Origin of the sequence: Leptospira noguchii serovar Panama str. CZ214 (assembly GCF_000306255.2) — a bacterium.
Taxonomy (GTDB): domain Bacteria; phylum Spirochaetota; class Leptospiria; order Leptospirales; family Leptospiraceae; genus Leptospira; species Leptospira noguchii.
In genome coordinates, this window is the sequence record NZ_AKWY02000034.1 from 449,456 (window position 1) to 468,942 (window position 19,487).

19 protein-coding genes are annotated in these 19,487 nt (G+C 36.6%); 7 read left to right on the forward strand and 12 right to left on the reverse strand.

Going from position 1 to position 19,487, the window contains the following annotated elements; translation table 11 throughout:
- Position 1 precedes the first annotated feature (1 nt).
- Both LEP1GSC059_RS19400 and LEP1GSC059_RS19405 read right to left on the reverse strand, forming a co-directional pair.
- Positions 2 to 781, reverse strand: a complete 780-nt coding sequence (locus LEP1GSC059_RS19400; protein ID WP_017214855.1) for an MlaE family ABC transporter permease — start codon at positions 779 to 781, stop codon at positions 2 to 4.
- Positions 778 to 2,244: a hypothetical protein gene (locus LEP1GSC059_RS19405; RefSeq protein WP_036057937.1), complete on the reverse strand. Its 1,467-nt coding sequence runs from the start codon at positions 2,242 to 2,244 to the stop codon at positions 778 to 780. Before LEP1GSC059_RS19405 ends, LEP1GSC059_RS19400 begins: the two co-directional genes overlap by 4 nt.
- Here LEP1GSC059_RS19405 and LEP1GSC059_RS19410 point away from each other — a divergent pair.
- Positions 2,200 to 3,255: a D-alanine--D-alanine ligase gene (locus tag LEP1GSC059_RS19410; protein WP_020981294.1), complete on the forward strand. Its 1,056-nt coding sequence runs from the start codon at positions 2,200 to 2,202 to the stop codon at positions 3,253 to 3,255. The two genes, LEP1GSC059_RS19405 and LEP1GSC059_RS19410, sit on opposite strands and share 45 nt — an antisense overlap.
- 255 nt (positions 3,256 to 3,510) lie before the next feature.
- Here LEP1GSC059_RS19410 and metW read toward each other — a convergent pair whose 3' ends face one another.
- The 3 genes from metW to LEP1GSC059_RS19425 all read right to left on the reverse strand — a co-directional run bounded on the left by metW (position 3,511) and on the right by LEP1GSC059_RS19425 (position 6,783).
- Entirely contained in the window at positions 3,511 to 4,128 is a 618-nt protein-coding gene (metW, locus tag LEP1GSC059_RS19415) for a methionine biosynthesis protein MetW (protein ID WP_002178389.1), read from the reverse strand.
- A gap of 4 nt (positions 4,129 to 4,132) precedes the next feature.
- Positions 4,133 to 5,233, reverse strand: a complete 1,101-nt coding sequence (gene metX / locus LEP1GSC059_RS19420; RefSeq protein WP_017214858.1) for a homoserine O-acetyltransferase MetX — start codon at positions 5,231 to 5,233, stop codon at positions 4,133 to 4,135.
- Positions 5,234 to 5,478: 245 nt separating this feature from the next.
- Positions 5,479 to 6,783, reverse strand: coding sequence for an O-acetylhomoserine aminocarboxypropyltransferase/cysteine synthase family protein (locus tag LEP1GSC059_RS19425; RefSeq protein ID WP_017214859.1), 1,305 nt, complete (start codon positions 6,781 to 6,783; stop codon positions 5,479 to 5,481).
- Between the two features lie 298 nt (positions 6,784 to 7,081).
- Here LEP1GSC059_RS19425 and impL63 point away from each other — a divergent pair, with 298 nt between their 5' ends.
- Positions 7,082 to 8,725, forward strand: a complete 1,644-nt coding sequence (impL63, locus tag LEP1GSC059_RS19430; protein ID WP_017214860.1) for a cytoplasmic membrane protein ImpL63 — start codon at positions 7,082 to 7,084, stop codon at positions 8,723 to 8,725.
- Here the strand turns inward: impL63 and LEP1GSC059_RS19435 are convergent.
- The 4 genes from LEP1GSC059_RS19435 to LEP1GSC059_RS19450 all read right to left on the reverse strand — a co-directional run bounded on the left by LEP1GSC059_RS19435 (position 8,722) and on the right by LEP1GSC059_RS19450 (position 12,205).
- Positions 8,722 to 9,495, reverse strand: coding sequence for a 16S rRNA (uracil(1498)-N(3))-methyltransferase (locus LEP1GSC059_RS19435; RefSeq protein WP_020981186.1), 774 nt, complete (start codon positions 9,493 to 9,495; stop codon positions 8,722 to 8,724). The two genes, impL63 and LEP1GSC059_RS19435, sit on opposite strands and share 4 nt — an antisense overlap.
- Positions 9,496 to 9,509: 14 nt before the next feature.
- Positions 9,510 to 9,899 carry a hypothetical protein gene (locus LEP1GSC059_RS19440; RefSeq protein WP_017214863.1) on the reverse strand — a complete coding sequence of 130 codons (390 nt, stop codon included), beginning with the start codon at positions 9,897 to 9,899 and terminating at the stop codon, positions 9,510 to 9,512.
- A 60-nt stretch (positions 9,900 to 9,959) separates the two neighbouring features.
- Positions 9,960 to 10,790 (reverse strand): flagellar-coiling protein FcpB, encoded by an 831-nt coding sequence (gene fcpB, locus LEP1GSC059_RS19445; protein ID WP_002178358.1) that lies wholly within the window; start codon positions 10,788 to 10,790, stop codon positions 9,960 to 9,962.
- A gap of 128 nt (positions 10,791 to 10,918) precedes the next feature.
- On the reverse strand, positions 10,919 to 12,205 hold the full coding sequence (locus tag LEP1GSC059_RS19450; RefSeq protein WP_020981140.1) for an AAA family ATPase: 1,287 nt from the start codon (positions 12,203 to 12,205) through the stop codon (positions 10,919 to 10,921).
- Between the two features lie 96 nt (positions 12,206 to 12,301).
- On the opposite strand from LEP1GSC059_RS19450, the gene fliN reads away from it, so the two are divergent.
- A complete protein-coding gene (fliN, locus tag LEP1GSC059_RS19455; RefSeq protein ID WP_002178391.1) occupies positions 12,302 to 12,835 on the forward strand; it encodes a flagellar motor switch protein FliN in 534 nt (177 codons plus the stop codon).
- Between the two features lie 476 nt (positions 12,836 to 13,311).
- On the opposite strand, the gene LEP1GSC059_RS19460 is transcribed toward fliN, so the two are convergent.
- Genes LEP1GSC059_RS19460 through LEP1GSC059_RS19470 form a run of 3 tightly spaced genes read right to left on the reverse strand, consistent with a single transcriptional unit; the run spans position 13,312 to position 15,693 of the window.
- The gene (locus LEP1GSC059_RS19460) at positions 13,312 to 14,244 is read right to left on the reverse strand and encodes an SPFH domain-containing protein (RefSeq protein ID WP_002178380.1); all 933 of its coding nucleotides are present in this window, start codon (positions 14,242 to 14,244) and stop codon (positions 13,312 to 13,314) included.
- Between the two features lies 1 nt (position 14,245).
- Positions 14,246 to 15,193, reverse strand: coding sequence for an SPFH domain-containing protein (locus LEP1GSC059_RS19465; protein ID WP_002150986.1), 948 nt, complete (start codon positions 15,191 to 15,193; stop codon positions 14,246 to 14,248).
- Between the two features lie 29 nt (positions 15,194 to 15,222).
- The gene (locus LEP1GSC059_RS19470; protein WP_017214866.1) at positions 15,223 to 15,693 is read right to left on the reverse strand and encodes an NfeD family protein; all 471 of its coding nucleotides are present in this window, start codon (positions 15,691 to 15,693) and stop codon (positions 15,223 to 15,225) included.
- 109 nt (positions 15,694 to 15,802) lie between these two features.
- Between LEP1GSC059_RS19470 and LEP1GSC059_RS19475 the strand changes: the two genes are divergently transcribed.
- The 4 genes from LEP1GSC059_RS19475 to LEP1GSC059_RS19490 are packed head-to-tail and all read left to right on the forward strand — an operon-like array spanning position 15,803 to position 19,186.
- Positions 15,803 to 16,246, forward strand: coding sequence for a heme-binding domain-containing protein (locus LEP1GSC059_RS19475; RefSeq protein WP_017214867.1), 444 nt, complete (start codon positions 15,803 to 15,805; stop codon positions 16,244 to 16,246).
- Positions 16,247 to 16,272: 26 nt separating this feature from the next.
- Positions 16,273 to 17,685, forward strand: a complete 1,413-nt coding sequence (gene argH, locus LEP1GSC059_RS19480) for an argininosuccinate lyase (RefSeq protein WP_020981215.1) — start codon at positions 16,273 to 16,275, stop codon at positions 17,683 to 17,685.
- Positions 17,682 to 18,557, forward strand: coding sequence for a peptidylprolyl isomerase (locus tag LEP1GSC059_RS19485; protein WP_017214870.1), 876 nt, complete (start codon positions 17,682 to 17,684; stop codon positions 18,555 to 18,557). Before argH ends, LEP1GSC059_RS19485 begins: the two co-directional genes overlap by 4 nt.
- Complete coding sequence (locus LEP1GSC059_RS19490; protein ID WP_002178341.1) at positions 18,554 to 19,186, forward strand: hypothetical protein; 633 nt, start codon at positions 18,554 to 18,556, stop codon at positions 19,184 to 19,186. Before LEP1GSC059_RS19485 ends, LEP1GSC059_RS19490 begins: the two co-directional genes overlap by 4 nt.
- Positions 19,187 to 19,487: the final 301 nt, after the last annotated feature.

Below are 19,487 nucleotides of genomic sequence, written 5' to 3' on the forward strand. Positions count from 1 at the left end.
TTCAATCTCTATAAAATAATGCAGTGATCATATAACCAGTAAAGATCACCATTAAAAATGAAGCGACCACCGATTCTCTTGTGGCTCGACCGACTCCGATTGCTCCACCGGATGTTCTAAGTCCGTGTGAACAGGAAATTGCGGATACAATGACTCCAAAGATAAAACCCTTTAGAATTCCTACATATAAATCTTTTAAACCTGGGATAGAAGCGATTCGATCAAACACGTCTCTAAAATAAGTAAAGTAGTCGATTCCAAGTTGGAAATAACCTACGATCGCCCCTCCTAAAATTCCAAGCGCGGTAGAATAAACGCATAACACCGGTACCATGACCGAAAATCCTAAGATCCTAGGAAAGATCAAATAACGTACCGGATCAATGGACATCACTTCAAGAGCGTCCACTTCCTCGGAAACTTTCATCGTCCCAATTTCAGCAGCCATGGCGGAACCGATTGAAGCAGCGAGGATCAAAGCGGTCATAAATGGAGACATTTCTCTGGTAAGAGTGATTGTCATCAAAAGACCAATCTGTCCTTCTGCACCAAAGTCTTTGAGCCCTAGTCCGGTATTAAGCGACATGATCATTCCAGTAAAAACGGCGACTATCGAAACCACAGAAATACTTCCGACTCCAGTGATGTACATCTGATCTAAAATTTCTCTTCTTTTAAAAAAACTGTAAGGAAGGTTAAGAATACTTTCATATACTAAAAGGATCGTAAAACCGCTTGCATAGAAAAATTTTGTAAGTTTTTCTTTGATGGGCCCTGTCATATTTTGATAAACCAGAGTAGTTGAAGATTCCGCTTGGTTTCGATTCTTTCATAACCAATAAGGCCGTAAAGGAATTTCCAGGAAGTTTTTTCGGGAGTGATCGAAAGCTCCAAAACAAAAGGAATGCTAGCGTGAAACTCTGTTGCAGTCCATCTTTGTGTATAAGTTCTCATCAAAATAGAAAATCTTTTTTCTCCGTTAGAAAGTTTTTGATATTCAACTACGGACCAAAGAGGGTCCCAGATTCTATCTACTACCTCGGATTTGACTGGAAATAAGGATAGTACATTCCAAACTAAATTTCCTTCTCTGTCTTTTTGATATTTAAAAATTGGCCAGAGTTTCAGATAACTTTCGTCACGATCCCATTGAACATATTTTCTTTTAGAGTAGAAATAAAATGGAATTAGAAATGTATCGTCCGATTGTATATGATACGTGTCCGTCTGTAAATGAAAGTAAAGAGGGGTGATAAATGTGGTTTGTTTAGACGCAAATCTATAATGTCCATAAAAGGGAAATAATATAAGTTTATGATAGTCTTCGTCCTGATTGGTTCCGTATTGAAACAAGAAGAATAACGCGTTATAGTCTTTTTCCCCAGTCCGTTTGTCGTAACCGTAACCGAATAAAGAACCTAAAAGTGGAAGGATCAAAAATCCTCTGGATTTCATGTTTCCAGTTTCCGAATCTTTGAATCCAAAAAATGGAAAGAAAAGTTTGTAATGTACAGGTTCTCTTTTGTCTTGAAATGTACTTCCCCACTGAAAAAAAGGCCACAAGATAGAATAACGTTCGTATTTACCTCGATGAACTTTTTTAGAGTACAAAGGAAAAATTCTAAATTCTTCTCTGGTTTCGGAAGAAGCATATAAAAAAAAAGGCCAGAGAATCGATGTCGCCTCGTAGTCTTTGTATTTCCAATTTGTATAAATAGGAAAAAGAAAAAAACTCAGTTCGGAATAACCGATTTTATTTCTTAGTTTTCCGGCAAAAGGAAAAAAGCCGAAGTATTTTTCTCTCGCAGTATCTCCCCAACCCCAAAACAAAAGAGGAGTTAAGATGTCTGAGTCTTCTCCTACGTCTTCGTGTAACGCAGAAGTTCCAGTAAAAAAAAATAGGAAAGTCCAGACCTTCCAGTATTTTGTTTCTTCGCTATAATAGATCGGATAAAGAACTGTTTGAAATCGATACGCTGACTTTTCTTCTCTATAACTGGAGTAAAACGGACGAAAGATCATTTCTGATTCTCCGGCTCTGATTTCCTTTTGATATAAAAACCAGAATTGATCATACTCCGATTTAAATTCTCCCACTGGTTTAGAAGGATATTCCGAAAATATGTTTTCAGAGTAGAAAAGAATAATTACGATGCAAAAGATTCTAAAGATTATATAAAAATCGGAGGAGAATTTTTTTTGGCAAAAGTCGCAGTCTTTTTTGGTGGAAGTTCTGGGGAGCACAGTATTTCGATTCGAACCGGATGTTTTATTTGTAAGACACTGAATACAATGGGACATTCGGTCAAACCCATTCTTTTAACGAAGGACGGAGGTTGGATCGTTCCTTTAGAGTATCGGATGTCAATTCCGTTTGAGGCGGCCAATTCTCCAGATTTATTTCAGGAAGAATTTCAAAAAAGATACGGAGTGTCCAGAACGAATCCGATTTTATCTTTGGATGCGGATATCGTTTTTTTAGGTCTTCACGGAGGTCAGGGCGAAGACGGAACAATTCAAGGATTTTTAGAAACTTTAGGAATTCCTTACACAGGTTCCGGAGTCCTTGCTTCTGCGATTGCAATGGATAAAACTAGAGCCAATCAGATATTTTTACAATCCGGTCAGAAGGTTGCACCTTTTTTTGAAATTGATAAATTGGAATATTTGAATTCTATCGATGCAGCGATTACAAAACTGGAAACCCTAGGTTTTCCACAATTTTTAAAACCGGTAGAAGGTGGTTCCAGTGTTTCTACGCATAAAATTACAAACGTGGAACAGTTGAAAGAACAACTTTCGATTTTGTTTAAATCCGAATCTAAGTTGATGAGTCAGTCTTTTTTGGCTGGGATCGAAGTTTCTTGCGGAGTTTTAGAAAGATACAGAGACGGAAAATTTAAAAGGATCGCGTTACCCGCAACCGAAATTGTTCCAGGGGGGGAATTTTTTGATTTCGAATCTAAATACAAACAGGGAGGTTCTCACGAAATCACACCTGCCAGAATTTCAGAACAAGAAATGAAACTGGTTCAAAAACTTGCGGTAGTCGCACATGAATCATTAGGATGTCGCGGATATTCCAGAACCGATTTTATCATCGTAAATGGAGAACCTCATATTTTAGAAACAAACACGTTACCCGGAATGACAGAGACGAGCTTAATTCCTCAACAGGCCAAAGCGGCTGGAATTTCTATGGAAGAAGTTTTTTCCGATCTGATAGAAATTGGACTAAAACGTTCTCTTTATTAACGTGAGTTCGACGTAAGAAAATTGGGGCGAATAATAAACTCAATGCAACGACTCTCTACGGGTCGTCGTCGCAGCTCGCAAATTTCATAGTGGACTGGCTCGCGACCCGTCGAGCGACCATAGAAGCGAGACGCTGAGTTGTTCGTTTTCGCTCCAATTCCTTCGGAATTTTTCAAACTCAATGCTGCTCACTATGGATCGCAGCATAATAATCGCTTTCGCAATTGTTATACCGAACTCACATTGATTAGAAAATTAGGATATTACAAAAAGCGCAAGTTTAGAAAAGAAATTGGGGCGAAAACGAACCTGGGATAAGTCTCTGAAGTAAGCACTGTCTTCGATCTTAAATTTTTGAATTTCACAAAATTCTATAAAATCTAAAACCGAAAGAAAATGAAGGTTTGGAGTATTAAACCAGCGATAGGGAAGTAAATCTGTTACGGGGGTTTTACCCGTGGTCAAAATTTTCCAACGAACTTTCCAATGACCGAAGTTTGGAAACGCTACGATTACTTTTTTACCGATCCGCAATGATTCTTTTAAAATTTCTCCTGGATTTCTAGTTTCTTGGATCGTTTGATTTAGAATCACGTAATCAAAACGTTTGTCTTGATGATGTTCCAGGCCTTCGTCAATATCTCCGTGATGAACGTAGACTCCTCGTTGGATACATTCTACGATACAATCTTCGTCTTTTTCAATTCCCTGACCACGGATTCCTTTTTCCTTTAAAAGGTAGAGTAACGTTCCGTTTCCACATCCTAGATCCAAAACTCTGGAACCAGAAGGAATCAAATTAAGAATGTAAGCAAAGTCTGGTCTTTCTTTTAAAGCCAGATCGATGGATGTTTTTTTTTCTAAAGGAGTCATGTAGCTAGTTAGGATTTTCCAAAAATCCTTTTAGAATTTCGATTTGTTTTGAGTTTTTTAAAAGAAAAGAATCATGGCCTTCTCCAGATTGAAGTTCTACGTAGAACACTCGTTTGTCGGCGGCTTCTAGAGATTTTACAATTTCTCTAGATTGTGCAGGAGGGTATAACCAATCGGAACTATAAGACACTACTAAAAATCTGCAAGTTGCCGTAGAAAGAGCGGCGGTCAATTCTTTCCCTTTTCCAAGGCTGTAATGATCTAAAGCTTTTGTAACGTAGATATAAGAATTTGCGTCAAAACGATCCACAAAACTTTCCCCTTGATAGATGAGATAACTTCCAACTGCAAAGTCAGTGGAAAGTATGTTTCCTCTAGGAGGGTTTCTACCAAATTTTTCTCTCATCTTATCGTCCGAAAGATAAGTGATATGTCCTACCATTCTGGCAAGAGCCAAACCTTTGCGAGGTGAATTTTCATCATAAAGACCGTTCTTCCAATTTGGATCGGATAAGATCGCTTGTCTTCCTACTTCGTTGAAAGCGATTTGCATAGCCGAATGTTCCGCTGTGGAGGCCATTACAATACAATTGGAAAGAGAGTTGGGATAAGCAATGCTCCATTCTAAGGCTTGCATTCCGCCCATAGAACCGCCAGCGACACAGAAGAGTTTTTCAATTCCTAAAGATTCAACTAAAAGTTTTTGTGCTTTCACCATATCTTGAATGGAAACAAAAGGAAAACGAGAACCGTAAGGAGTACCAGTTTCTGGATGAATGGAAAGAGGACCGGAAGAACCTTTACAACCTCCGATTACGTTGGAACAGATGATAAAATATTGATTCGTATCGAAGGATTTTCCGGGCCCAATATAATCGTCCCACCAACCCGGTTTTTTATCCAACTTGGAGTGATAACCTGCAGCGTGAGCATCTCCAGACAAAGCATGACAGATTAAGATCGCATTGTTTTTAGAAGCAGAAAGAGTACCATAAGTTTCGTAAGCAATTACAACTGGAGACAAGGTAGAACCATTGTTCAAAGTAAGTTCTTTGAACTCTGCGTATTTTGTTTCAATGATTCCGATGGATCCAGTTTCATTCATAAAATTTGATAATTACCTTTTTCTAAAAAAAATTAAGTTAAAATTTCAAAAGAAACTGGTTTTGCAACATATAGTAAATGTATGAGTTGCCACAGATTAAATTTCATTTGAGTAGATTAAAACTTTTGTACGATCAATTTGAGATTAAACTCCATTTAAGTTATTGTTTTATTGTTAAACATTTACTTTTTATAGATGGATAAAAGAGACACTTTGGAATACAAAAAATAAGAATTTCTTTTCTATCAAATTTTCTTTAGAGCTTCCTCTAGATCGAATAGAATGTCTTCTATATTTTCTAAACCGACTGAAAGACGAACGAAGTCCGGAGTAACTCCGGCTGAAAGTTGTTCTTCTGGATTCAACTGCTGGTGAGTCGTAGACGCTGGATGGATCGCCAAAGATTTTGCATCTCCTACGTTTGCTAAAAGAGAAAATAATTCTAGTCCGTCTATAAATTTCTTAGCTTCTACAACTCCACCTTTAATCCCAAAACCTAAAATGGCACCATAAAGATCTTTTTTATGGTATTTTTTTGCAAGAGAGAAGTTCTTATCCGTTTTTAAACCTGGGTAGTTTACCCAGGATACTTTAGGATGTTTGATCAGATATTCCGCGACTGCAAGAGCATTTTCAGAATGTTTGCGCATTCTCAGAGGAAGAGTTTCCACACCTTGTAAAATTTGCCAGGCGTTAAAAGGAGAAATAGAAGCACCTGTATCACGAAGTCCTTGTACTTTTGCTTTGATGATGTAGGCGATATTCACTCCACCGAACGGTTCGAATTTACCAAAAACTTCCCAGAACTTTAAACCGTGATAACTAGGGTCCGGTTCTGTAAAGTTTTTAAATTTTCCATTCCCCCAATTGAACTTACCGGAATCTACTATAATACCTCCGATTGAAGTTCCATGTCCTCCTAAAAATTTAGTTAGAGAATGAACTACAATATCTGCACCGTGTTCGATCGGATTGACTAAATAGGGAGAAGGTAAGGTATTGTCTATTACCAAAGGAACTTCCGAATCGTGTGCGACTTTTGCGATCGCTTCTAAATTCAAAGTATCTAATTTAGGATTTCCTAATGTTTCTGCATAAAACGCTCTGGTTTTATCGTTGACCGCTTTGCGAAAATTTTCAGGATCGGAAGGATCTACAAAATGAACCTTAATCCCTAATTTAGGAAACGTATAATGAAGAAGGTTATAAGTTCCACCGTAGAGGGAAGACGAGGCAACAATTTCTTGACCAGTTTCTACTATATTCAGTAGTGCGAGAGTTTCTGCCGCTTGACCGGAAGCAGTAGCAAGTGCGGCTACTCCACCTTCTAAGGCGGCGATTCTTTGTTCCAGAACGTCCGTGGTGGGATTCATAATTCTTGTATAGATGTTTCCGAATTCTTGTAAGCCGAAAAGTTTAGCTGCGTGTTCAGTGTTCTTAAACACATAGGATGTAGTTTGATAAATTGGAACTGCCCTAGATAAAGTGGAAGGGTCTGGAGATTGACCTCCGTGGAGCGCAATTGTCTCTGGTTTATAATTTCTAGGCATTTAGATATTCATTCTCCTTTTTCGTATTTTGAGAATTTTTACACAGAAGTCAAACTAAAATCCGTTATATTGAAATTGAATTCTGTTTGTGCGAATAAGATTGAAAAAAATTTCCTTTGCAATTCTAGTCGTTTTTGATTCTATTTAACACCTAAGACCATAAAGTCGCTTTAATGAGGTTGAAACGGGTTGAATTTTTAGGATTAACTTTTGTTTCTTTCCGAAAATTAAGTAAGACTTATTTATAAGGAGAGTGTAGCGGGAGTTTCTAAGGAATTTTCGGTTTAAATCAATCGACATGACCAAACGTTCTAAATATCTTTTCGTATTTTTATTTTTTTTCTTTGGAATCCAAACTGGGATTCAAGCGCAACTCTGGATTCCACCAGGTAGACAGTATATGCATCCCACCGAACCGTTTACTTATGACCTTGGGATCAATAAATACCAGAAAGATTATTATCTCTATGTAGCGCCTACCATCAATTTAAACTTCGGAGGCGATTTCGGAGCCTCTCTAACTTTACCTTTAAATTTTTTGATCTACGATACAGAACCAAAACAAGAAAATTCTAAGATCGGAAAACTTAGGTCTTTCGATTACAATGACAAAAGCGATTATCTTAGATTGATCAACAATATTTGGTTTGGTCAGTATGGAAAATATACTCCCGGAGAAATTACATATTCTGCATATTTAGGTAAGATGTTCGATGGTTATATAGGTCACGGAACAATCGTGAACCGGTACGTAAACAACCAGCGTTTGGATGTGTATAACGTAGGTCTTCAAGCTGATATGAATAGCGACTTTGGAGGGGTGCAGGTATTTTCCAATTCAATCTATACGAGAGAAGTCAGCTCGGCAAGGGTTTATATCAGACCCTTTGCTGTTGGATATAAACTTTTTGATATTGTTACCGGTCGGTCCAAATTTTTGACGATGATGACAATTGCACAAGGAAACGTAGCCGACGAAGCTGGAAGAAGAAAAGTTTATGAAGAAGTAGGGGCAGAAGAAAAAGAATCTTATCGTGCTTTGATTGAGGATCAAAAGACGCAGCAAAAAAAAGAAGAAATGATTCCTGCTGATAAAAAACCGGAAAAACCTCAAAATTTAAAAGAAATATTCAATCAAGATAATTGGGTCAACCGGTTTGCAATTGGTTATACAACCGCATTTGATACCAAAGCTCCTTCGGAACTTAAGTTTGATACAACCGGAAAATTGAGAGTGGATGAAAATGATAATCCACTTGTTAAGTCCACGGAAAGACTTGCGATTACTGGTTTCGATTTCGAATACAAATTACTCAGCGCGAAATACATAGAACTGACTCCCTATTATGACGTAAATAAAATCAAACAGATAGAAAATGCAAAAGGTACACATTACGGAGCGATTCTTCGATTGGGTGGAAAAGACATTTATGTACAAATAAAACCTGAATATAGAAATATGACTTCAACGTATATTCCTATGTATTTTGATAGTTTTTACGAACTGGAAAGGTTTCAGAGTAATTTACAAAGCCACATTCCGCAGACCAAGTTAGAAGCTGCAAAATTAGCCGATCCAGATGGGCCTAAGGTAAAAGGACATTTTACAACTGTATTATTCAACTTTTATAGATTTGCGATTGAATCAAATTACGAAAATTATTCCGGACCAAATAATTCTAGAGTGTTTTTAGGAGTTTATATTCCGTTTGGAAGTATGTTTCTCATTAATGGGTATTATATGAAAAAAGCTTTTGATCAAAATAAAGAAGCTTTTAAATTAGATGATCGATCTCAAGGAGCCTTGGAATTGGCGATCAATTTAGGGCTTATAACAGTAAGGCTTCAGAATATACGTAAATGGGTTTATGATACGACTTCCAGTCAATATGAAGCCCAAGACGAACAGAAGATATTATTTTCCGGCGGTTTATCTTTTTAAAAAAGTGTTTTCTCTTCAAGTCTTGCGAGTAAAAACGCAAAAGCGGTTTCGGTACGAAGAACTCGATCGGAAAGATTTAGTTTTTTAAAATTGAAACGTTTCCAAAAATTAATTTCGGTTGGAATAAAACCACTTTCCGGACCGATCGCGGCTAAAATACGAGGTGTTTTAGAATATATTCTAAAATTTGAATCTAATTTTTTTTCTTCAAATATCTCAGTAAAAGTAAAACCTTTTCGATCTAAAATAAAACGAAATGTAAAATCTAACATTTTTAGTTTTTTTGTAAGAATATTTTCGATTTGATTTTGAAAGTCGAAACAAACTTTAGGAAGAAATATATTTTTTCCTTGTTCCATACCTTCTAAAAGTTCAGATTCGATTTCATTTTGATTCCAAATGGGAGAGGTTAAATAATCTTTTCTAGAATTCTTACTGATAAAAAAATGAATCGAGGTAATTCCCCAAGTTCCTGCTAACTGAAGAATTTTTCGAACTGTAGGAGGTCGGTTGATTGCCATTAGAATATGGACTTCCGGAAAGCGGGGGCGTGGAACTAAAATTTTTTTATAGGTTCCTACAATTTGATTCTTAGTAATTTTTTCAAGAAAGAATTGTCCTATATCTGTATCTATCAGTCCCGCTTTTAAACGATCTCCTTCTCGTTTATTCAAAATATTGCATATATGATTTATTTTTTTAGGATCCTGGATAGAAAATAGATCTGATTTTTCAATTCTCCATTCTTTTTTACATATGAGTAGATTCAAAAGGAAAAATCGTATTAAATTTCAAACTTGGGAATAGGTTGTTGTTCTTCCGGTTGAATTTCTTGAGGTTGAGTTTCCGAAGGATCTGGAAACGGATTTGAATTTTGCAAATTCTCAAACGGAGAAAAAAAACAAGTGCGAACGATTCCAATCGCTAAAAGTAATAATAAAAAATTTCTAGCAAGTTTTTTACCTGGGGTTTGATAAAGTAGATGCGAATTTTTGAATTTAGATTTGAAATTCAAAAGTGTTTGTTTTAAATTTTCCCAAAATAAACGAATGGAACTTTTGAGATATGGATTGTCTTCTTTAGAATTTTTTTCAAAACCCTGTAAACGAGTTATTTCTGGGTCGAATAAAAATGATTCATAACACCGCGGACACCGAACGGTCAGTTTTCCCAAATCGATTGGGATTCTGAGTTCCGTCCGGCATCGGGGACAAGGGAGAATGGTTCGCACTTTTTAATAGCGGAGGGAATCCTTTAAGGCGTCCACGTTCTCTTTGTAGTTTTCGTTTCCTAACTGATCGTTATAATCGAAAATTTTGGTAAAGAGTCTGTCAAACTGATCCAGATGTTTAATATAAAATTCTTTTTTGAAAGAGTTCCGGATCGGATTGGTTTTTGTATTTTCTACACCTGCGAGAATGTATTTACCCACACCTTTTTCAGCTGGGGTTTCAGGGCGACCATACTCTGGGTAATTGTCTTTTTGAAAGAAAACTTCCACCTTATCGTTGTGAGATGGTTGAGTGTTTGGTCCTCTATCCATCACTTCGGATATGATTTTATCTTCTAATACCATGTTGTTTTTGTAGATCTTAGATTTCAGTTTATTGATGTTTCTAGGAGGTTCTGTTCTCGGTTCTGGATCGTTACTATTTTGACCTTCAAAGTAGATCTCCATATATTTCGCAAGAGCCCCTTGAACGTTTTTGTTCAAACCTCTTTCTTCGTCTCGAATAAAGTCGTAAACTTCGACACGAATGCAATTATTTGCCGGGTCTTCCTGGTTGATTGCAGGTGTACATTCGTCGTTATTTGCCTTTCCTTTAAACAGAACCGTTCTAAAAGGAAGAACTCTGACTTTCATTTTCATAAGAACCGTATGACGTGTTAGTCTTTGATTCAGTTCGAAAATTTTTTCGTCTAGTTTTTTCTCAGTTTCCAAAATGGACTGGCCTAATTGAGCGCTGGAAGGCTGTGATTTTTGATCGGATCCGGAATTTTGCTGAGAAAATACCGCGGTCGAAATTGCGATTAAAACTGCTAAAAATAGCTTTTGAAGTTTCATTTCCCCTTGTCCTTAGTAAGCGGATATTTGAATCCTATAACACGGAGGTTATAAAATCCTATGTGTATTATCGGAATAATAGACTCCAGATTGAATGAACACATTATTTTTTATTCAAAAATCCAAGATTATTTCTCGGATTTGGAGGTATTTTCCAGATACAGCTCATAGGGTGGCGGGACGGGTTTCAATCCTTTTTCGATTAAATAAGAAGCCCATTTTCTTTCTATTAAATCGCAAAAATCCCGAATCGTTCTTCCGGAATGTCCGATTAAACCTTCAGAGATCCGCCTCCTTTCAGTTTTAGAGAGATGGACCGCGTAAGTTTCTAAAATTTGGGACCTTTCTTCTAAATCGGGTAAAGGAAAATAAATGGTTCGATCAAATCGGGAAAGAAGTGCGTGGTCTAAATCCTGTTTTCGGTTTGTAGCTCCAATTGTGATTGAATTTCTTTGGCTAGTAAAACCGTCTATCTTACGTAAAAGAACCGAAAGAATTTTTCTAGTAGCCTCGAACATACCTTCCTCTCTGTTTCCTGCCAGAGAATCAATTTCATCCAAAAAAATAAGACAACTCGGAAAAAGAGCGGCTGCATCGAATACATAAGCCATGTTTTGGGCGCTTTCCCCGTAGTATTTACTCATAATTGATTCTACTGGAACGTAAATGAGAGGAAGTCCGGTCATACAAGAAACAACCCGAGCCATTGTAGTTTTTCCGACGCCTGGATCTCCTTCAAAAAGAACGGCCCTGGGTCTTGTATCGCTTGGAAATTTTCGAGTCAGTTTAGAAAGTTCGGTGAGAATTTCCGGGTTTTTTAAAGGAAGAATAATCGATTCCAGGATTTGCTGTTTGACCCCTTCATATCCTGCTATTTGATCAAATGAAATGGATTTTCCGTTTTTTTCCGTGTTTGTTGGATGAAAGACTTCTACTCCCAGAGAAGCTAAAAGATCTTCCGGTTTTGCGGTTTCAATACTCTTTTCCGATTTTAAGAATTGAAAAAGACCAAGTATGGCAAATAATTCTTCTCTTGTAAAATCTCCTTTTTTGGTGATTTCGACTCGATTTTTAGTTCTTCCGGAATAGAATCGAAATCGAATCGTGTCCAAAAGGTTTTTTGTTTCGAACAGGTTTTCATTCAATGCTTGAATACAATAATAGCCGGGTTCGAAGGTATGGATTCTTAAATTTTCAATATGATTTTTAAGAATCTGAAAACAATCTAGTAGAGCCGCTTTAGAGATGGAAGTGACAGTAAATTCAATCTTAAGATCTTTTTTTTCCGAAGTAATTGTTGGAAGGTCTACGTTGGAAAAACCGAGTGTACTCAATTCTCCATGCAGAAAACTTTTTGTTTTTGTAAAATCTACTTCGGAAAGGGTTGTTTCTTTAGGAGTGGAGGGGGAACTCAAAATGGAAAGTACCTCGTTTCAATCTGAAAATACTCTTGTAGGAATCTATGATTCTGTCGATTTATTTACTATCGGTTTTGTGAAGGAGAAAAAAAAATGGGAGAAGGGTCACTCTCGCAAGAGGATATAGACGCACTTTTAACTGGTGGCGGTGGAGAAGCTGCGGCACCTACTGGCGGCGGCGATGGTTCCGATTTCAACCTGAGTGGAGAGTTAGATTCTCTCCTCGGAAGTGAAGGAGGAAAAGCGGCTGGGGGTGGAGGGGATAGTTCCGGAACCGATTCTCCTTCTTTTGCAGATATTTCTGCCGCCTTGGGACCTTCTCCGACTCCTGCGCCCGCAGCACCTAGGCAGACCTCTCGTCAGTCTTCTCCGTCTCAATCCACAAATTTAAATTTACTCATGGATGTAAATCTGGCTCTTACTGTGGAGTTAGGTAGGACAAATATGTTTATCAAAGACGTCAACGGTTTGAACGAAGGTGTTGTCGTAGAATTAGATAAAAACGTGGGAGAGGATTTAGATATTCTTGCGAATGGTCGTTTGGTAGGAAGAGGGAAACTGGTTGCAATGGATGACTTTTATGGGATTCAAATTACGGAGATTGTAGATCAAAGTAGAAGGCTTTAAAAATCGCTCCAACTTCATGATGGCTGTTTTTAGTTGTTACCATAAATGTAGTAGTTCCCACAGAAACCTATGATTTATATTTTTGAGTATTCTTTGTTATTATAATTTTTGTATGAATCCCAACATTCGATTTTGTTTTTTGTAGAAAAATGGATAGAGTGTTCTATAGAAAGAACCTGTGTTTTATGTGGTAGTTCCCGCATTTTTTAGAAAAATTGGAATTTTGTGGGAACTACCATTTTTTATAAGTTCAACAACTAAATTGATTGTTGAATTGCTCAAAAGCCCCTATGAATTCGGTTCTATTTTTTCGTAAAAAAAAATCGACTCAAATCTAAATTTTGCAGATTGATTCTTAAAATGTGGGAATTCTCACCAAACTATGATTTTACGAACAAATTTTGAAAGTGTAGGAACTCATACTTTTAGGAAATTATTCTCAGCCGAATTCAAGTTAAATAGGAACTACTGTAGATTTAATTTTTCTGATCTGTATTTCCTAAAACGGATTTTAAAATCGAGCGAAAGTTAGTTAGGTTCAAAGGAAGTACTACTTCCGCTTTTTTACCGGAGATTTTTTCAAATTCTTTGATAAACTTTTGACCGATTCGTAGTTTGACCGCATCCTTTCCTCCTTGAGAACGAATGGATTGAGAGATGAGTTCGATACCTTTTGCGGTTGCAGTTGCGATTGATTCTACTTCTTTGGCAACCCCTTCTGCTTCATTGATTCTTTTTTGTTTTTCTCCTTCAGATTTATTGATCGCTTCTTCTTTAAAACCTAGAGACCGATTGATCTTTGCATCTCTATCTCCTTCCGAAAGTGAAATTTGCGCTTTCTTGGAAATCTGTGCTTTTTTCTCTTTTTCCATCGCTTCTAAGATGGACTTAGGAGGAGTAATGTTTACGATCTCATAACGATTCACTTTAATTCCCCAAGGTTCTGTGGCTTGATCCAATACTTCTAAAATTTTATTATTGATCGCATCCCTTGTTTCGAACGTAACGTCTAAATCCATTGTTCCTATGATGGCACGCATCGTAGTTTGTGCAAGTTGAGAGGCTGCAAACTGATAGTCGTTGATTCCGTAACTCGCTTTATAAGGATCTAATACTTTTAAATAAAGAATTCCATCCATTTCTACTTTTACGTTGTCTTTTGTAATACAGGTTTGAGGAGGAACATCCGTTGCTTGTTCTTTCAAAGTATGATGATACGAATCTTTTTCGATAAATGGCCAAAGAAGATGAAGTCCAGCGTGTAAGGTTCTGCTGTATTTTCCAAATTTTTCGACTACGATACAATCTTGAGCGGAAACGATTCGAATGGAACGATAGAGTTTGTATGTAAAATAAATTCCAAATAAAGTCCAGAATATAATTACAAATGTGGTTTGAAACGTTTCCATTTTATTGACCTTCCTTCTCTTTCTGTGTTTTGATTTCAGGTAACTTTCCCGTTACTTTGGAAAGTCCTTCAAATACCCCCGCTATGTTGGCTAGTTCCGCAGGTAGAATTGTAGTTTTAGACGTTCTTAAAATTTCTCCAAGTCCAGTTAAATAGTCTTCCGTGATTTGTAAATTAACCGCTTCTTCTCCACCTTCTTTGGAAATTGATTCTGCGATCATACGAATACCTTTTGCTTTTGCGGCGGCGATCAGTTCGATTTCTAAAGCCTTACCTTCTGCTTCGTTGATCTTTTTCATCTTTTCCCCTTCAGAGATGTTAATCGCTTCTTCTCTTTCTCCTACAGAACGATTGATCCTAGAAAGTTTTTCTCCTTCCGAAATGGTAATCTCTGCTCGTTTTACTCGCTCTGCTTTTACCTGTTCTTCCATTTCGTGAAGAATTTCTTTTGGTGGAGATATGTTTTTAATTTCATATCTTGTGACTTTGATTCCCCAAGGATCTGTTGCTTCATCTAAAGCACGCACAACGTGTGAGTTAATATCGTCTCTTTCTGCAAAGGTCTGGTCTAAAATGAGTTTACCGATTTCGGAGCGAAGAGTGGTTTGGGCGAGTTGTTGAGTCGCTAACATAAAGTTTTCGATCGCATAAGACGCCTTATACGCATCTACTACTTTCAAATAAAGAATTCCGTCTACAGAGATAGAAACGTTATCTTTCGTAATACACATCTGAGGAGGAATATCGATCGCAATTTCTTTTAGGTTTTGTCTGTATTTCACAATTTCTATGATTGGCCAAAGAAAATGAAACCCTGCTTTTAAAGCACCTTTGAAAACCCCCAACCGTTCTACTACGTAACAATACTGTTCTGGAACTACGATAAACGTCTTACGAATCAGATAAATCAGCGCTATAAAAAATAACGTGAACATAAACCCTGCAGACATAAAATCTCCTTTTTTATTTTAAATTAGAATTACTCTTCCGGAAGTTCCAAAGGTTCTACAAAGAATGTAAGATTGTCTCGGCTTAAAATTCTAGCTTTGTTTCCTTTGGGAATTCTGGATTTTTTAGAAACGGCGTCCCATTCAACTCCTTGAAAAAGAATTCTTCCACCTCTTCTTTCTACAAGAATGTCTTTGACTACAGGGACTAGTTTTCCTACCTCATCGTTTTTCGGAATGGAATGTTCTATTTGAGCCGGAAAAATTTTTCGAATTGTAGCACTTCCTACATAAATCAATAACGCGGAAAGAATAACCCAAAGTCCAAGTTGCCAACCGATGGAAATATCAAAAAAATAAACAACAATCCCGGTAATAATACCCGAAGTTCCTAAAAAAGCTACAAACGTTCCCGGGATAAAAAATTCAGCGAAAATTAATAAAACACCGCCTCCGACCCAAAGTGTTGTAATTGTAGGTAGATTGGAAATAAAATCAAACATGAAAGATTATTTTCTAAAGTAGAAAGATTCGTAAATTTTTTTCAAAGTTCAATCTGTTTTTTATATTTAAAAAAAATAGAAAAGAAAGGTTACTATCCAGAAAAAAGATATGAAAAAGAAATTTCTCTTCTCTATTGTGTCCGCGGTAACGATCTTACTTTTACAATTTCTACCTCTACGTCCTCCTCAAGGAAAAAATCAAAACGAAATTCAAACTACGGATGAAGTCAAAAAGATATTGAATCAATCTTGTTATGACTGTCATTCTGATCTGACTCGTTGGCCTTGGTATTCTAAAATTTTTCCGATCAACGTTTACTTATATCACCACGTGGAAGAAGGTAAAACGGAACTCAATTTTTCGGAATGGGAACTTTTGAGCAAAAAAGAAAAATCTACAAAAGGGGATTCTATTTTAGAAGTTCTTGAAGAAAGAGAAATGCCTCCTGCTGACTATATTCTTCTACATCCTTCTGCAAAAATCACCGAAGAAGAATTAGAAGTTTTGAAAAACTGGATTCAAAACTTGGAAGAAGAGTATCAGAAAGAGTAATTAAAAATAATCTGGTAAAGATCATCATGACTGAAAAAGAAAAAAAACTTTGGGGTGGAAGATTTCAAGAAAAAACCTCTTCGATTTTAGAAAGGATCGGACAATCTATATTCTTTGATCATAAACTTTATAAAGAAGATATTCAAGGAAGTATTGCACACGCAAGAATGTTAAAACAGATCGGAATTTTAAATTCAGAAGAATTGTCTAAAATAGAAACCGCTCTCGCGCAGATAAAAACCGAATTTGAAGAAGGAAAATTCGAATTTAAATCAGAATTAGAAGACGTTCATATGCACATAGAGTTTCGTCTAACGGAACTAATTGGTGAAACCGGAAAAAAATTACATACTGCACGATCCAGAAACGATCAAGTTACTCAAGACGTAAGACTTTATATTCTTAATCAAGGAAAAGAAATTCTAAAATCTATTATCAATCTTAGATCTTCTCTTTATCAAAAAGCGAAACAGAGTTTAGATATAATCATACCTGGTTATACCCATTTACAAGTAGCACAGCCCATTCGTGCGTCTCAATATCTTCTTTCTTGGTTTTGGGCTTTGGAAAGAGATCAGGAGTTTTTTCATTTTGCATTTAAGGCTTCGGAAGAATTGGCTCTGGGTTCTGGAGCAATGGCTGGTGTGAATTATCCTACTGACAGAGAATTTCTGAAAAAAGAATTAGGACTTTCTAAAGTATCTCCGAATTCAATGGACGCGGTTTCCAGTAGGGATCATATTCTAGAATTCTTATTTGCGTGCACTCAGTTGATGATCCACGTTTCAAGGATTTGTGAGGATATTATTCTTTATTCTTCTCAAGAATTTGGAATTTTAAAACTGCCTGATTCTCTTACGACCGGTTCTTCTATCATGCCTCAGAAAAAAAATCCAGATATTGCTGAACTCATTCGTGGAAAATCGGGAAGGGTGATCGGAAATCTAAATCATCTTTTAGTAATGCTCAAAGGTCTACCTTCTACATACAACCGAGATTTGCAAGAAGACAAGTTAGCTCTGTTTGATTCGATTGAAACCGTTCAGATCAGTTTAGAGGGTATTCGAGAAATGATCGAAGGTTGGATTTGGATTCCTGAAAGAGCGGAAGTTTCTTTAAAAAATGGATTTGCGACCGCGACGGATCTCGCTGATTTTCTTGTAAACGAGAAGAAAATTCCTTTTCGAACGGCTCATGAACTGGTAGGGACTCTTGTTGGAGTTTGTGTAAAACAGAAAAAAACATTATTCGATTTACCAGAATCGGATCGAATTTTAATTTCAAAACACTTTGTAGGAAAGGAGTATGAGGAAGCGGTTTCTCTTTCTCTTTCTGCAGATAAAAAAATTTCTTATGGAGGAACTTCTAAAAAAAGACAGGAGGAGCAGTTAAAAATTGCGCTGGATTCTTTGAAGGAAGCAGAAAGATTGTTTTTATGAGAATTATTTTTGGAATATTAACACTTGTTTGTTGTTTAGCGTGTAATCGAAATCAGTTTACTCAAACCAAATATCAACCAGAAGCTTATACCGCTTCTTCTGTAGTGGTTCCAAGGCCGGACACTGCTGTTGTTCCTTTGCCGGAAAAGCCTGCGATTTACGCTATATTTTTGACTACTCAAGGAACGATGGTGCTTGAGTTATTTGATAAAGACGCTCCTAAAACGGTTCAGAATTTTATTGATTTAACTCAGGGTGAAAAAGAATTTTTATCTAGAAACGGACAAAAAGTAAAAAAACCTTTTTATGACGGCTTAACCTTTCATAGAGTGATTGAAAATTTTATGATCCAAGGGGGTTGCCCAAACGGAGATGGAACTGGAGGTCCAGGCTATCGTTTTGATGATGAAATTAACGGAAAATCACTTGGACTTGATCAAATGAAAGCAGGAGAATCTCCTTATTATCAATATCAATTACAGAGAGTTGTTGCCAGTGAACTTCAGATTAAAAATAGGGAAGAGGCAGAAGCTAAAAGAGAATTGATCGGAAAAGCATTTGAAGACGCTAAAAAATTATCCGTTTTAGAAATTCTTTTTAGAACTGGATATAAATATAATGAAATTTTAAAGTCTCATAAAGCAATCAAAGGATCTTTAGCAATGGCAAATGCCGGACCTAATACGAACGGTTCCCAATTTTTTATCAATCAAGTGGATACACCTCATTTAGATGGACTTCATACCGTTTTTGGTCAGTTAGTAACTGGAGAGGATGTAGTGGATAAAATCGTAAAGACTGGTAATTCCAAAACTACAATTAAAAAAATACTCATCGTAGATAAAAGAAACGTAACTACAACCCCACAATGACTTTTGCAAAGGATAAAACTCAGGCAAAAAATTACTTAGCGGTGATCCATGAACTGGCGAATTATTCACCCGGTTCTAGTACTGATCGTATTTTAGAATGTCTGTCTGTACTTCCTGCTCATGATGAGGAATCCAGAACTTCAATCTTGGAAACGAGCGAAGGAAAAAATCTTCCGAACCGTTTGGTCGGGATTATAAAAATTTTTCGAATTATTCACTCCAAACGACAGGAAGTGCATTCTTTTTACGAAACTGCAATGTCGAAATACGGAACGATTAATTCTTTGACTGCAAAAAGAAAACCGACCGACGACGAGGCGAGGATCAAACAGGTTCTCACTGATTATATTCTAAAAATTGAATCCTTTTTCGAAAAAAACGATATAGGAGATGAGGCTCTCATTAAAGAAATCAATCGGTTTCTAAACGAATTAGAATCTTTGAATCTGTTAAACGAAGACAATGTATCAGCTTTGATGCTTTCTTCAAAAGCAATTTCTCTCATTCAACCTCCTATGGAAAAACTCGTTTCTTGTTACGAAGATTATGATAAAGTAGAAATGATTCTTAAAAGATTGATCCGAATTGCGGAAATGATTGTAGAAGACGCAAAAGCTCCAAAAGCATAACATTATCCTTTAGAAATTTCTAATCAAATATGAGTGTGAAGTAATAAAATGAGAAAAATTTTCTAAAAGTATGAGTACCTACAATTTTAGAATTTGTTCGTAAAATCGTCATTTGTGATAGTTCCCACGTTTAAGAATCGATCTGCAAGGTTCAAATCCCAGCTTTTTTGAGAAAAATGAATTCCTTACTCATCACGTTCATTAAATGTTATAGTTTCTGCAGAAATCGTCACATCATATTTGCGAACTTTGGTGAGACGTGATCTGTTTTATGCTCAAGAAACATACTAATCTAACTACC

Bases quoted from the DNA above. Each gene is read 5' to 3' on its own strand.
- LEP1GSC059_RS19460 (WP_002178380.1), bottom strand. From the start codon at position 14,244: ATGGAAACGTTTCAAACCACATTTGTAATTATATTCTGGACTTTATTT.
- LEP1GSC059_RS19400 (WP_017214855.1), bottom strand. From the start codon at position 781: ATGACAGGGCCCATCAAAGAAAAACTTACAAAATTTTTCTATGCAAGC.
- fliN (WP_002178391.1), top strand. From the start codon at position 12,302: ATGGGAGAAGGGTCACTCTCGCAAGAGGATATAGACGCACTTTTAACT.
- LEP1GSC059_RS19485 (WP_017214870.1), top strand. From the start codon at position 17,682: ATGAGAATTATTTTTGGAATATTAACACTTGTTTGTTGTTTAGCGTGT.
- argH (WP_020981215.1), top strand. From the start codon at position 16,273: ATGACTGAAAAAGAAAAAAAACTTTGGGGTGGAAGATTTCAAGAAAAA.
- LEP1GSC059_RS19425 (WP_017214859.1), bottom strand. From the start codon at position 6,783: ATGCCTAGAAATTATAAACCAGAGACAATTGCGCTCCACGGAGGTCAA.
- fcpB (WP_002178358.1), bottom strand. From the start codon at position 10,790: ATGAAACTTCAAAAGCTATTTTTAGCAGTTTTAATCGCAATTTCGACC.
- LEP1GSC059_RS19470 (WP_017214866.1), bottom strand. From the start codon at position 15,693: ATGTTTGATTTTATTTCCAATCTACCTACAATTACAACACTTTGGGTC.
- metW (WP_002178389.1), bottom strand. From the start codon at position 4,128: ATGACTCCTTTAGAAAAAAAAACATCCATCGATCTGGCTTTAAAAGAA.
- LEP1GSC059_RS19475 (WP_017214867.1), top strand. From the start codon at position 15,803: ATGAAAAAGAAATTTCTCTTCTCTATTGTGTCCGCGGTAACGATCTTA.
- LEP1GSC059_RS19465 (WP_002150986.1), bottom strand. From the start codon at position 15,193: ATGTCTGCAGGGTTTATGTTCACGTTATTTTTTATAGCGCTGATTTAT.
- LEP1GSC059_RS19490 (WP_002178341.1), top strand. From the start codon at position 18,554: ATGACTTTTGCAAAGGATAAAACTCAGGCAAAAAATTACTTAGCGGTG.
- impL63 (WP_017214860.1), top strand. From the start codon at position 7,082: ATGACCAAACGTTCTAAATATCTTTTCGTATTTTTATTTTTTTTCTTT.
- metX (WP_017214858.1), bottom strand. From the start codon at position 5,233: ATGAATGAAACTGGATCCATCGGAATCATTGAAACAAAATACGCAGAG.